Genomic DNA, 13,131 nt, shown 5'->3' with positions numbered 1-13,131 from the left:
GAGATGACCAATCCAGCTTGCTGGCGTATACTCCCAGATTCCTTATTGGTTGAGCAAGCAGTTAGATACATATGCAGCAAGTACGTATAGAAACTGATGTAATTGTGATTGGTGGAGGAATTGCCGGCCTTTGGTTAACCAATGCCCTGCATAAAAATGGGTTCCAAACCCTGTTACTTGAAGAGCACCAATTAGGTGGCATTCAAACCAGCCGCTCACAAGGTATCATCCACGGTGGTACCAAGTATGCCCTGTCAGGCAACTTAACCAAGGCCTCAGAATGCATTGCGGGTATGCCAGATCGCTGGCGTAAATGCCTGAATGGAACCGGGGAGTTCGACCTTAGCCAAGTAAAAGTTCTTTCGCCTCATCATTACCTCTGGTCTACTGCTGGCATTGGATCAAAACTTACAACATTTTTTGCCAGCAAAGCTTTGAGAGGGCGAGTCACCCCACTCAAACCTGACAATATTCCACACATTTTTAGAAACCCTAAATTCAAAGGCAGTGTTTATCAACTTAATGAGTTGGTATTGGATATACCTAGCTTAGTTGATGAACTTGTAAAGCCAATAAGACAGCAAGCCATTAAGGTTGACTGGCAAAATACCACACAGCTACTCACCAACGAGCAGCATGAAATCACAGGTATAAAGCTTCAATATCAAGATGTTGAGTACCTTTTCACTGCCAAACGCTATGTCTTCACCTCTGGAGAAGGGACGGCCTCACTTATGACCAAGTGGGGAGTCAATGAGCCTAAGCAGCAAACACGTCCACTCCATATGGTGATGGTTAAGCATAGTCATCCTAACCCACTCTATGCTCACTGCATTGGCACCAGCACAGTACCCAGGCTTACCGTCTCTAGTCATCCAACTGCAGATGGTGATTGGGTTTGGTACTTAGGTGGTGAAATCGCAGAGACAGGGGTAAAACGCTCTGCAAGCGAGCAGATTGAAATTGCTCAGAAAGAACTGAAGAAACTGCTCCCATGGATCGACTTTTCCGAGGTTCAATGGGCAACCTTACATGTTAACCGAGCTGAGCCAAAACAGCTTTCCTATATTCGACCTGATGCAGCTTACTGCAAGCCTGTGCATAATGGCATTATATGCTGGCCAACTAAGCTTGCTTTAGCTCCCAACCTTGCGGATGAAGTGATCAAACTACTTAATCTTGATGGTATTACTGACAGATTGACATCACCAACCGACCAAAGTCATACCCAGCATTTACCAAACAATCTGCCCCTGGCCCCCATAGCTCCTCCATTTTGGGAGGACTTTTTTTAATGCAACGTCGACAGGTGGCAAAGACTGATTTGTGGGTTTCAGCCTTAGGGCTAGGTACCGTTAAGCTGGGTCGAAATCAGGGAGTTAAATACCCCAAGCAGTTTTCCATTCCAGATGATAGAGCCGTACTGAGTTTATTGTCACAAGCGAAAGAGCTTGGTATTAACCTGATTGATACAGCACCCGCTTATGGCTCCAGCGAGGAACGCCTAGGCTCACTTCTACATAAAGTTAAAAATGATTGGCTCATCTGTACAAAAGTGGGTGAGTCATTTGAACAAGGCCAGTCTTCTTTTGACTTTACCCCAGAAGCGGCAAAGCTAAGCATTGAGCGAAGTTGCCAACGTCTTAATGTCGACTGTTTGGATATGGTACTTGTGCACTCAGATGGTAATGATGAATATATTATCCAGCACTTTGGTATCCTGGATTACTTAAGTGACCTCAAAAAAACAGGAAAAATACGTGCCTTTGGTATGTCCACCAAAACTGTTGAGGGTGGCATTTTAGCTGCAAGTCAAGCAGATATAGTTATGGCAACCTATAACCTGGCAGATCAAACAGAGCAACCTGTTCTTGACTATGCTGCTTCTAACCAAAAAGCCATATTTGTCAAAAAGGCGTTAGGTAGCGGCCATATTTGCCTAGAAGATGGCGACCCAGTAAAAAAGAGTATGGCATTCATTTTTGCCCACCCAGCGGTTACAAGCACTATTGTGGGAACCATTACCCCAACCCACTTGGCTCATAATGCCGCTTGTATTTCTGAGGTCCTTGATTAATTTAAATATGCTTGCTTCTGGTACTTTGTTACACACATACAGCAGTAGTCTTTTTACAACATACCGCCAAAGTGTCTGGCTTATTAGGCAGCATGATTCAAGCTACCAAGCCAATTTCCAAAGCTGGGGGAAAGCACTATCCTTTACTCAGTTGCAGCAACTAAGAGCTGCAGCAAGCAGATCAACGTTTAAGCCAGCCAGTTGCTCCAGTAATGTAGCCTGCATCCTGCTTAATAACCTGGGGGTTTCAGCACATATTACTGTGCAATTGCAGGACTCACGCTGGCTGCTACTAGTCCCTCAGATCCGGCCAGATTTTGGGGATACTGTACTCAAGCTACCTTCAGGCTTCGTACCCTCAGAGTCATTATCTTCACCACAAAATACTGTATTACAAGAAGTTGCAGAAGAGTTGCTATGGCTAACACCTGATAGAAGCCAGTGTTTGGTCACAAGCTTTGACCAAAAGCCCCTACCTATTGTTTACCCATCAATCCCTCTCCACTCACAATCTCAAACAGCAGTAATGCTTTCGCAGGCACAGCGCCCCCATCACAAAATAGCGACATATTACAAAAATCAACTTAAGGGAGAGCAGTGCCATCTTTATCTGCACCAACCCACACAGTCTGCTCAGCTAGTAAGCTACTTTGAGTTTAAGCTTCTTCCTGACTTTATTCAGAAGGAAAAACTATCACTCTTCCATTGTGAAGATGTCTGGAGTGATCAGTCGCAGAGTATTGAGGTTAGGTTTAATGAGAATACATTGGTGGTTTGGGCAGAAATTAATGAAAACAACCAGCTAACAGGAAAAGCGACCACCTTACACAATGGTCAGCTTATTCCTATTTGTGACACTAGCAAGTTTTACTTGTCAGAGTACTTTTGTAGCCGGCAAGGTATTTGGGTTAAAGACAATAACCAGCCTTTTCAAGAAGGCACTGATACTTAAAGGCTCATAACAGCAAACACAATATCCAGCACTTTATTTATCAGTAAGCTTAGGTGATTTGATTTTGTTAACAATTGCAGTTGTTGAGCAGTCATCTAAGAAGTCCAATACAGCCACTTGACCACCATAGCTGTGTACAATTTCTCCTCCGACCACTTTATCTACTGTGTAATCCCCACCTTTTACCAAAACATCCGGCTTTAGCTTTTGCAGCAAAGACTCAGGAGTATCTTCATTAAAACTGACAACCCAATCCACCGCAGCCAATCCAGCCAACACTGTCATACGTCGATCAACGGGATTAACTGGACGCCCTTCACCTTTAAGGCGACGAACAGAAGCATCATCATTAATAGCCACCACCAGCCTGTCACCCAGAGAACGCGCTTGCTCCAAATAACCCACATGGCCCGCGTGCAAGATATCAAAGCAGCCATTGGTGAAAACAACCTTTTCACCTTGTGCCCTTGCCTCTTCAATGGTGCTTAGTAGCTGATCTGCCGTCATCACACCTTTTTCAAGATCAGGCTCACCCTGAAGTGCTCGACGCAACTCAGGAGCACTTACGGTAGCAGTTCCCAGCTTGCCCACCACAATACCCGCAGCCAAGTTAGCCAATGCAACAGACTCAGGCAATGACAAACCTGCGCCCAAAGCTGAAGCAATAACAGCAATAACTGTATCGCCAGCCCCTGTTACATCAAACACCTCTTTCGCTTGGGCAGGTAAGTGTAAAGGGATACCTGAAGGCCGTAGCAAGGTCATGCCATGCTCACTTCGTGTCACTAAAAGAGCATCCAGCTCCAGCTCCGCAAGTAAAGCCATTCCTTTCTGTGTAAGTGTCGCTTCATCAGGACAAGCACCAACCACAGTTTCAAACTCTGATAAGTTTGGTGTGATTAACGTTGCCCCTTGATATTTGGCAAAGTCAGTTCCTTTCGGGTCAACTAGCACTGGTTTGCCAGCTGCTTTAGCTGCTTGAATTAATTGCTGAGGCTTTGTCAGTGCACCTTTGCCGTAGTCAGAGAGGACTACCACATCAACATTTTGCAGAAGGCTAGTAAAGCGCTCAGTAAATCCTACTTCATCAAGAGACTTAAAAGCTTCTTCGAAGTCCAGTCGAATCAACTGCTGATGTCGACTGATAATTCTGAGCTTTGTGATAGTAGGTTCATCCTTAACCTGCTGAAAGCTACACCATACTCCAGCCGCCTCAAGACAGGCTTGTAACACATGACTCGCTTCATCATCTCCTGTTACACCCACTAGATAAGCTGGTGCACCCAGTGCTGCTATGTTCAATGCTACATTTCCTGCCCCACCTGGCCGGTCTTCTTTTTCTCCCACCTTGACCACTGGAACAGGGGCTTCAGGCGAAATTCGAGAGGTAACACCATGCCAGTAACGGTCCAGCATGACATCGCCAACAACAAGAACGCTACTGTGATCAAAACGAGGCATACTCAACTTCATTAGTTATATCTCACACTTAGTTAATGGCGATATCTGAGGACTCGGATGCTTCTTCTTTAAATTGCATATGATGTAGCTTTGCGTAGTGGCCTGACTGATGAAGTAACTGCTGATGGGTGCCAACTTCAACTATTTCACCTTTATCCATTACTACAATTTTGTCCGCATTTTCGATAGTGGATAATCTATGAGCGATGACAATAGTGGTTCTTCCCTTCATCACCTGATCAAGCGCCTTTTGAATCATTCGTTCGGACTCAGTATCAAGAGCTGAGGTCGCTTCATCAAGAATAAGCAAAGGCGCATCTTTCAAAATTGCCCGAGCAATAGCCAGTCGTTGTCGCTGCCCCCCTGAAAGCAGTACGCCATCCTCTCCTACCAGTGTATTCAAACCTTCAGGTAAGTCTTTAATAAATTCCATCGCATAGGCTGCTTCAGCGGCTTTTTTAACTTCATCCTGAGTTCTGTGCTGAAGGTCACCATAAGCAATATTGTTAGCGACGGTATCATTGAAGAGTGTCACTTGCTGAGTAACCAAAGCAATTTGCTGACGCAAATTCCGCAGTTTATATTGCTGAATAGGTATACCATCCAGAAGTATCTCTCCAGTTATATTGTCATAAAACCTTGGGATTAAACTCGCCAGTGTTGACTTACCACTACCTGAGCGGCCAACAAGGGCAACGGTCTCACCTGGCTCAATGTGGAGAGAAATACCCTTAAGAACCACTTTTTCAGTATTTGGGTAAGAAAAGCTTAAGTGGTTAAGTTGAAGTCTGCCTTCAACCCTTGTCACCTCATGCTTGCCACTATCTTCTTCAGCTGGCTCATCTATTTGCTCAAAGATGCTCTGTGCAGCCGCAATTCCTTTTTGAATAGTGGCATTCACTTCACTTAGTTGACGAATTGGTTTGGGTAACATTCCCGCTGCAGTCACAAAGCCTACTAGCTCAGCCGCTGTTGCGTCTCCTCGCATAAACAGTACTAAGAACATAAGTAACGCAAGCGAAGTAAGCACCAAAAACTGTAAAGTAGGGGTATGTACCGCTGATGTTTTAACCATTTTCAGGTTTTGCTTGGTATTTAGAGAACTTGCTTCGTGAAAGCGCTTCTGCTCATAGTCCTCACCACCAAAACTGCGTACTACACGATAACCATTGATGGTCTCTGAAGCCACATGAGTCACATTCCCCATAGCATTTTGAATTTTGCGGCTTAGTTTGCGAAACCGCTTGCCAGCTTTACTGACAACCAACGCAATCAGGGGGGCCATACCTACAAAGATGAGAGACAACTTCCAGTTAGTGATAAACAGGAATCCCAACAAGAAAGTCACTGTGAAGCCTTCTCTTATTACGACCTTGATGGCATCTGTCGCTGCTCCAGTCACCATCCCAACATTGTATGTAATACGAGATATTAAGTGGCCAGAATTATGATTATCAAAGTAGTGGTTAGGTAGAAGGACAAGCTGGTCAAACAGCCCACAACGCAGGTCATGCACTACCCCCAGTGACACTCGTGCAATAAAGTAGTTACCCAGGTAAGAACCTAAACCTCTAAATAAGGCTATGATAACAGTCCCTATCGGCACCAAATAAATCAAGCTTGTATCTGAGCCTTCCAGGCCAGCTACAAAATACTCCATCATTTTGGCAAATAATGGTTGGCTTAAGGCAAATAGAATATAGCCCACAATACTAATAGAAAACCAACCAGTGTAAGGCTTGACATAAGAGAGCAGACGTAAGTAGACACTCAAACCACTTTGTGGAGGGTAATTTGGATCTGTACTCATAATGCCTCGATCAATTACATGGTATAAGGCGCCGGATTCTAACACAGATTGCCATCAGAACGTCATAATACACACAACACATCTATAGACATCCTTCTTGCTTTATAAAAGTCCATGCGTACAATAGCCTGAGTTACAAACAGGCTAAATCAGCAGCACACCTTTCTAATTTCTTTAACCAGAGCAACATTTTCAGGTGCTTTTGATATTTTCCAAGAAGACTTATGAGGTTAAAAGTGAGTCTCTCCTGTTAACTTCCTGTCATAATCTTGCTGCCTGCTTACCGATATCGTGTAAATCATATACAGTGGTGCAATGAAATTACTCTCTTTAAGCGAATACAACCAATTAAAAGATGGAGCCACTGTCATTGAGGAAGATGCCTGCGGAGAAAAGGTCATCACGTTAAAGGATGGTTCTTACATTAAACTTTTCCGCAATAAACGGCTCATTTCTTCCGCTCTTTTTTTTCCTTATGCTAAACGCTTTGTTAAAAACGCTCATACTTTAAACGAGCTGGGCATCCCCTGTGTCCAAGTTATTGATATGTTTAAAATAAGTAAACCACCACGTTGTATTGTTCGTTATTTACCTCTGAATGGACAAACGGTTAGGGAAGCAGCCGCTGCAGCAAATTCTGGCTCAATTGAGCCTACCTTAATTAAACGCATCGCTGAATTTATCAGCACGTTACATAATAAAGGAATATATTTCCGTTCCTTACACCTGGGTAACATTTTGCTGCAAGATAGCAATCAACTAGGTTTAATTGATGTAGCTGACTTGAAGTTTTACAGAAAACCTCTTTCCATTAACAAGCGTATACGTAATTTCAACCATCTCATTCGATACAAAGATGATGTCTCGCTGCTTTTTGCTCAGTCACCTATAAACTTTATTGATGCTTATTTAAAAGCAAGTCAAAGCTACATTTCCAATAAAAATCAGCAAACCATCAGCAATGCATTAAATACTCTCGTTAGGTGTTAAATTAACATGAAAGTCCTTGTCACAGGTGGTGCAGGTTTTATTGGCTCTGCGTTAGTTCGACATCTTATCAACAATACATCAAATCATGTGGTTAATGTTGATAAACTGACCTATGCAGGCTGTATTGATAACCTTGCTAGCTGCAGCTTGTCTGATCGTTATGCCTTTTACCGTACAGACATTTGCAACAAAGACGAGCTGCAGGACATTTTTACCAAGGAAAACCCTAATGCTGTTATTCATTTAGCAGCAGAGTCTCATGTCGATCGGTCTATTCAAAATCCTCGTGCCTTTTTAGATACCAATGTTATTGGTACCTATAATCTATTAGAAGTGACTAAACAGCATCTTCAACAAAACAATCAGAGTGACTTTAGATTTATCCATGTATCAACAGATGAGGTTTTTGGCAGTCTTGCTGAAACAGGTCTGTTTTCAGAAACAAGCCGCTATAAGCCAAACTCCCCATATTCCGCCTCCAAAGCTGCTTCAGATCACTTGGTAAGAGCATGGCATAAGACGTATGATATCCCCATAATCACTACAAACTGTTCAAATAATTATGGTCCCTATCAATACCCAGAAAAGCTTATCCCGCTTACCATCATGCATGCTATTCAAGGTAAACCTATTCCAGTATATGGGAACGGCTTGCAAGTGAGAGACTGGCTTTATGTTGATGATCATGTTGATGGCATAATGACTGTACTTGGTCATGGTAGAGTCGGAGAAACATACAATATTGGTGGATTTAATGAGCAAACCAATATTTCAGTGGTTAAAACAATTTGTGCCTTATTAGATACCGCCATTGAAGATAAACCCCAAGGTATAAAACACTTTGAGCGGCTCATTCAACATGTTACAGACCGTCTTGGTCATGACACACGTTATGCAATAGACGCAACCAAAATGGAAACTGAACTACACTGGAAGCCAGCAGAGACATTCCAATCAGGCTTAGATAAAACTGTTCAATGGTATCTAAACAACTTAGATTGGGTGAAAAATAAACAATTTTAAGAAATATCCCACTGTGAATAACATGGTAAAGGCTCACTAAAATCAACTGCTAACAATGCACTTAATCTATTCACTGAATACTTTAAAAATAAGCCTTTAACCTAAAGTTCCATGGGTAAATATATGGTTAGACTATGAAAGGCATAATACTCGCAGGTGGTTTAGGAACCAGGCTTTATCCAATTACATTAGGTATCTCTAAGCATCTTTTACCAATTTATAATAAGCCGATGATTTACTACCCATTGGTAACACTCATGCAGGCAGGTATTAGAGATATCGCTTTGATCACAACACCAGAGGATTACCCTCTCTTCAATAAAATTCTTGGTGATGGACAACAGTGGGGTATAAATATTCAATACCTCATCCAGCCTAATCCTGAAGGTATTGCCCAAGCATTTATTATTGCTAAGGACTTTCTACAAAATGATAAGTGCTGCTTAATCTTAGGTGATAATATATTTTTTGGAGAAGGCCTTGAGCAGCAAATGATCCAAGCTCAAGAGGCCCCTGGAGCAACGATTTTTGCCTATCATGTAAGCGATCCAGAACGTTATGGTGTGATTTTTCTGGATGACAATAAAGTCCCTCTTTATATTAAAGAAAAACCTGCTAACCCAAACTCGAGCCTCGCCATCACTGGCTTGTATTTTTATGACAACGACGTCATCTCTTTTGCCGAAAACCTAAAACCCTCTGCAAGAGGGGAATTAGAAATAACCGACATCAATAATATTTACCTGAAGGCAAAACGATTAAATGTTAATATATTTGGCCGAGGTATTGCTTGGTTAGACACTGGTACTCACCAATCATTACTTGAAGCCTCCCAGTTTGTTCACGCGCTCGAAACCAGACAAGGCGTCAAAATATGCGCTCCAGAAGAAACTGCCTGGCAAAAAGGTTGGATTACTGATGACCAACTTATTCATCAGTCCAAATATTTCGATAAAAGTGATTATGGCCCTTATCTTAGAAGCCTGATTAAGCAGGATAGATAATCGTGATCGTTAAAGAAACATCACTCCCAGAAGTACTTGAAATTACACCTCGCGTCTTTGCAGATAGTCGAGGATTTTTTTATGAAGCTTATAATGCTGAACGCTATAAAGAGTTTGGTATTGCTGCAACATTTGTCCAAGATAACCGTTCAAAATCACAAGCAGGAACAGTTCGAGGTTTACACTATCAACTAAATAATCCTCAAGCAAAACTTGTGCGTGTCACTCACGGAGAAGTGCTTGATATTGCTGTCGACATTCGCAAAGGGTCTCCTCGATTTGGCCAATGGGTAGCCGTTAAATTATCAGCTGATAACCACAAACAACTTTTTATTCCAGAAGGCTTTGCTCATGGCTTTATCGTTTTATCGAAAGAAGCCGATTTTGAGTATAAGTGTTCAGACTATTATCACCCAGAGGATGAATACGGTATCTTTTGGCAAGATTCCACGCTTAAAATTGATTGGCCTGACATGCCAAATCACACGTTGTCACCAAAGGACTTAAAGCTACCAGTGCTTAACGAAGTGAGCGAAAAGGAGTTACCTCACTATGAATAAAAAAATCCTGCTTACTGGTGCTGACGGTCAGCTTGGTCAATCAATATTACGTGAATCAAGTAAATTTCCTTCATTTACGTTTATACCCACAGACCAACATAATTTGGATATAACTAATCCACAAGAAGTCAGTAATGAACTGGATAAAATAAAACCAGATTACATCATCAATACCGCTGCCTACACTAATGTTGATGGAGCAGAAAGTGATTATGATACTGCCTTGGCAATTAACAGCACTGCAGTAAACAATCTTGCTATAGAATGTAAAAAACGAGGTATTTTTCTAGTTCACTACTCGACAGACTATGTTTTTTCTGGTGAGAAAAAAGAACCTTATAATATCCATGATAAATGCACTCCACTTAACACATATGGAAAAACAAAGTGGTTAGGTGAACAGGCAATCGTATCTGTTAACCCCAATGCACTCATTATTAGAACAAGCTGGATTTTCAGTATTTTTAATACCAACTTTGTCAAAACAATGATAAGTCTAGCATCAAAAAAAGAAGAACTATCAATTATAAAAGATCAGATAGGACAGCCCACTTCAGCACACGATTTAGCCTCTTTCACACTGAATTTTCTTTTTCAAAACCAACCTACTGGCTTAGATACAATACATTTTTCAAATAAAGGTATTTGTAGTTGGCATGAGTTTGCATCTGAAATTATTTATCAAAGTTATAACCTACACATTGTACAAAAAAAGCCTTTAATCAATGCTGTAACCTCCGAAGAATATCCGCAAAAGGCAACCAGACCAAAAAACTCTGTACTTGATATCAGTGATACTGAAGCTCGATTTAATGTAAATATTCGTAACTGGAAAGATGCACTGAACGATGTATTAATATTAATATCAAATGCCAAGCAGGAAACCATCGATGGCTAACTCACAACCATTAGTTTCAGTCGTAATATCCTGTTATAACCATGAAAACTATATCACGGACTGCATAAAAAGTGTTTTAACTCAAACTTATAGCAATATTGAACTTATTGTTATAGATGATGGTTCAAAAGACAAATCCCCTGAAATCCTAAAAGCATTAAGCCAAAAGTTTAACTTCTTTTTTAAACATCGAGAAAATAAAGGCCTTGCAACAAGTTTAAATGAAGCGATTACGCATGCTAAAGGAAAATATATTTGCCCCTTAGGGTCAGATGATATTATTCTCCATGACAAAATCGAAAAACAAGTTAACTTCTTAGAAAAACGAGAAGATATAGCGGTATGTGGCGGTAATATTATTTGTATTGATGAACAGAGCCAAGTGAAGTCCAAACAAAGACTTAAGCCTTACAGAGAAGTCGATTTTCATAAAATGTTCACTCACTCAAAAGAAGGTCCTGCAGCACCCACCGTTATGATTAGAGCAGAAGTACTAAATAAGGTTGGCGGTTTTGATACTGATATTCGTCTGGAAGACTTAAATCTTTGGTTAAAGATCACTTCTCATGGCTATAAAATTGCTGTTCTAAGTGATATCCTGGCTTACTACCGGGAACATGGTAACAATACCTATAAAAACTATCAGTTAATGACTGAAGAAATTCTAAAAACATATCATAAATATAAAGACAAGCCTGATTACCTAAAGGTAAAAAACCAATTTTTACTCAGTATGTTTGTTAAAACCTCCAAAAAAGATGCAAAATATGCATTAACAATATTAAGATCAATTGATCCTAAGTTTTACAATATAAAAGTTGTAAAAGGATTACTTAACCTCCCAGCTTCTTACTTAAAAAAATAATATGTCATTAAAAACTATAGCTATCATCATACCTTATTTTGGCCAATGGCCTGAATGGATTGACTTATATATAGAGTCCTGTAAGCATAACCCAACCATTGACTGGCTATTATTTAGTGACTGCCCTCCCCCTAACAATACAGCAAAAAATGTCAAACTCACTTATATTTCTTTTCAAGACTACAAAAAAAAAATAAGTGACGCACTAGATATTAATTTCGAAGACGCTGATCCATACAAATTATGTGATATAAAACCAGCCTTGGGTTTTATACATCAAGACGAAATCAAAAATTATGACTATTATGGTTTCGGTGATATTGATGTTATTTATGGGGATATACGATCTTTTTATAATGAGCAAGTGTTAACACATAATCTAATATCAACTCACTGGGATAGAATTTCAGGCCATTTAGCTCTTTTTAAAAATACTCAAAAAAATCGAACCGCTTTCAAACTAATTAAAAACTGGCAACAGTTCATGGCTGATACCAAGCATCATGGTATCGATGAGTCAAAATTTTCTAAAATATACTTACGTCATAAAAAGTACTCTGCCTGGTTAAGAAAATGCTATGCCATGTTCAATGCATACAACAGAAACTGCTACTTTAAAGAACAATATAGCACTATTCTTTCGCCTATTTTATGGATAAATGGTTCTGAAGAACACCCAACCGTATGGTACTGGAAGAGTGGAAAACTAACAAATAATACAGATGGTGATAGAGAGTTTTTATACCTTCATTTTATGAACTTAAAGTCAGCTGCTTGGTTACCCAAAAAATATGGAAACAAAGCAGCCTGGGAAAGTTTGAGCCACATTAACCTTGTCCCACCTAATAAGGTTACTGACGGCTGGATAATTTCTGAAAAAGGTTTTCTACCAGCATAAAACCAACTCTTTATAGGAAACTTTAACTATACCTAAAGCGTTTGAGTTTTAGGTGCAAATATTCTCGAAACCACCACCGAGTAGTGACTTTAACGCATAGGCGTGCTGATCGATTTTGCTAAAAAAATCAATCGCTGCTTTTCTAAATTCACAAACGGTTTTGTAGTATTTGTTGTAGAGCACTTGTTTTTTAAAATACTTCCAAACCCGTTCAATTAAATTCAGTTCAGGTGAATAAGGCGGTAAATAGACTAGCTTCAATCTTGGGCTTTTTTCTTCGAGTTGTTTCACTTCTTTGGAATAGTGATATCTAGCATTATCCAAGATGACAACAACTTGTTTTGCGCTTTCGTATTTCTTATCCAGTATAGAAAGCAATTGAACAGTGGATTCTTTATTAATGGTGTCTGATTCAATCACCGTCATCTCCATTGTCTCTGCATTCACGGCTCCATGGAGATTGAGTCGTTGGCGACCACTATTTGTTGGCAATGGCCTCTTTTAATCCAGCCATATGCCGCCATCGTGTTATGCTCAGGGTGAACCGCATCAAGGAATAGAACCTCTATGTCCGCTGACTTCGTACTCATAAA

At 40.5% G+C, this 13,131-nt stretch carries 13 protein-coding genes; 10 read left to right on the top strand and 3 right to left on the bottom strand.

Annotated elements, in window-relative coordinates; translation table 11 throughout:
* The first annotated feature begins 71 nt into the window (after positions 1–71).
* Genes F607_RS0103090 through F607_RS0103080 form a run of 3 tightly spaced genes read left to right on the top strand, consistent with a single transcriptional unit; the run spans position 72 to position 3,029 of the window.
* Positions 72–1,295 (top strand): FAD-dependent oxidoreductase, encoded by a 1,224-nt coding sequence (locus F607_RS0103090; protein ID WP_027706875.1) that lies wholly within the window; start codon positions 72–74, stop codon positions 1,293–1,295.
* On the top strand, positions 1,295–2,077 hold the full coding sequence (locus tag F607_RS0103085) for an aldo/keto reductase (protein WP_027706874.1): 783 nt from the start codon (positions 1,295–1,297) through the stop codon (positions 2,075–2,077). The genes F607_RS0103090 and F607_RS0103085 overlap by 1 nt, the downstream gene beginning before the upstream one ends.
* Complete coding sequence (locus F607_RS0103080) at positions 2,070–3,029, top strand: hypothetical protein (protein ID WP_157365367.1); 960 nt, start codon at positions 2,070–2,072, stop codon at positions 3,027–3,029. The genes F607_RS0103085 and F607_RS0103080 overlap by 8 nt, the downstream gene beginning before the upstream one ends.
* 33 nt (positions 3,030–3,062) lie before the next feature.
* Here F607_RS0103080 and hldE read toward each other — a convergent pair whose 3' ends face one another.
* Positions 3,063–4,502, bottom strand: a complete 1,440-nt coding sequence (gene hldE, locus F607_RS0103075) for a bifunctional D-glycero-beta-D-manno-heptose-7-phosphate kinase/D-glycero-beta-D-manno-heptose 1-phosphate adenylyltransferase HldE (protein ID WP_027706872.1) — start codon at positions 4,500–4,502, stop codon at positions 3,063–3,065.
* Positions 4,503–4,518: 16 nt separating this feature from the next.
* On the bottom strand, positions 4,519–6,345 hold the full coding sequence (msbA, locus tag F607_RS0103070) for a lipid A export permease/ATP-binding protein MsbA (RefSeq protein WP_338112601.1): 1,827 nt from the start codon (positions 6,343–6,345) through the stop codon (positions 4,519–4,521).
* A 270-nt stretch (positions 6,346–6,615) separates the two neighbouring features.
* Here msbA and F607_RS0103065 point away from each other — a divergent pair, with 270 nt between their 5' ends.
* From F607_RS0103065 to F607_RS0103035, 7 genes are all read left to right on the top strand, one after another.
* Positions 6,616–7,290, top strand: a complete 675-nt coding sequence (locus F607_RS0103065; RefSeq protein ID WP_027706870.1) for a BUD32 family EKC/KEOPS complex subunit — start codon at positions 6,616–6,618, stop codon at positions 7,288–7,290.
* A 6-nt stretch (positions 7,291–7,296) separates the two neighbouring features.
* Positions 7,297–8,313: a dTDP-glucose 4,6-dehydratase gene (rfbB, locus tag F607_RS0103060; protein ID WP_027706869.1), complete on the top strand. Its 1,017-nt coding sequence runs from the start codon at positions 7,297–7,299 to the stop codon at positions 8,311–8,313.
* Positions 8,314–8,447: 134 nt separating this feature from the next.
* Positions 8,448–9,317 carry a glucose-1-phosphate thymidylyltransferase RfbA gene (rfbA, locus tag F607_RS0103055; protein WP_027706868.1) on the top strand — a complete coding sequence of 290 codons (870 nt, stop codon included), beginning with the start codon at positions 8,448–8,450 and terminating at the stop codon, positions 9,315–9,317.
* A 2-nt stretch (positions 9,318–9,319) separates the two neighbouring features.
* Entirely contained in the window at positions 9,320–9,877 is a 558-nt protein-coding gene (gene rfbC / locus F607_RS0103050) for a dTDP-4-dehydrorhamnose 3,5-epimerase (RefSeq protein WP_027706867.1), read from the top strand.
* A complete protein-coding gene (rfbD, locus tag F607_RS0103045) occupies positions 9,870–10,775 on the top strand; it encodes a dTDP-4-dehydrorhamnose reductase (RefSeq protein WP_027706866.1) in 906 nt (301 codons plus the stop codon). The genes rfbC and rfbD overlap by 8 nt, the downstream gene beginning before the upstream one ends.
* A complete protein-coding gene (locus F607_RS0103040) occupies positions 10,768–11,640 on the top strand; it encodes a glycosyltransferase family 2 protein (RefSeq protein ID WP_027706865.1) in 873 nt (290 codons plus the stop codon). Before rfbD ends, F607_RS0103040 begins: the two co-directional genes overlap by 8 nt.
* Before the next feature lies 1 nt (position 11,641).
* Positions 11,642–12,538 (top strand): DUF6625 family protein, encoded by an 897-nt coding sequence (locus F607_RS0103035; RefSeq protein ID WP_027706864.1) that lies wholly within the window; start codon positions 11,642–11,644, stop codon positions 12,536–12,538.
* Between the two features lie 48 nt (positions 12,539–12,586).
* Here F607_RS0103035 and F607_RS27935 read toward each other — a convergent pair whose 3' ends face one another.
* The gene (locus tag F607_RS27935; RefSeq protein WP_084611082.1) at positions 12,587–13,030 is read right to left on the bottom strand and encodes an IS630 family transposase; all 444 of its coding nucleotides are present in this window, start codon (positions 13,028–13,030) and stop codon (positions 12,587–12,589) included.
* Positions 13,031–13,131 lie beyond the last annotated feature (101 nt).

The organism is Zooshikella ganghwensis DSM 15267 (assembly GCF_000428585.1).
GTDB classification, from domain to species: domain Bacteria; phylum Pseudomonadota; class Gammaproteobacteria; order Pseudomonadales; family Zooshikellaceae; genus Zooshikella; species Zooshikella ganghwensis.
This window is presented reverse-complemented; position numbering and strand designations above follow the sequence as displayed.

Bases quoted from the DNA above. Each gene is read 5' to 3' on its own strand.
- F607_RS0103090 (WP_027706875.1), top strand. From the start codon at position 72: ATGCAGCAAGTACGTATAGAAACTGATGTAATTGTGATTGGTGGAGGA.
- F607_RS0103085 (WP_027706874.1), top strand. From the start codon at position 1,295: ATGCAACGTCGACAGGTGGCAAAGACTGATTTGTGGGTTTCAGCCTTA.
- hldE (WP_027706872.1), bottom strand. From the start codon at position 4,502: ATGAAGTTGAGTATGCCTCGTTTTGATCACAGTAGCGTTCTTGTTGTT.
- F607_RS0103065 (WP_027706870.1), top strand. From the start codon at position 6,616: ATGAAATTACTCTCTTTAAGCGAATACAACCAATTAAAAGATGGAGCC.
- rfbB (WP_027706869.1), top strand. From the start codon at position 7,297: ATGAAAGTCCTTGTCACAGGTGGTGCAGGTTTTATTGGCTCTGCGTTA.
- rfbA (WP_027706868.1), top strand. From the start codon at position 8,448: ATGAAAGGCATAATACTCGCAGGTGGTTTAGGAACCAGGCTTTATCCA.
- rfbD (WP_027706866.1), top strand. From the start codon at position 9,870: ATGAATAAAAAAATCCTGCTTACTGGTGCTGACGGTCAGCTTGGTCAA.
- F607_RS0103040 (WP_027706865.1), top strand. From the start codon at position 10,768: ATGGCTAACTCACAACCATTAGTTTCAGTCGTAATATCCTGTTATAAC.
- F607_RS0103035 (WP_027706864.1), top strand. From the start codon at position 11,642: ATGTCATTAAAAACTATAGCTATCATCATACCTTATTTTGGCCAATGG.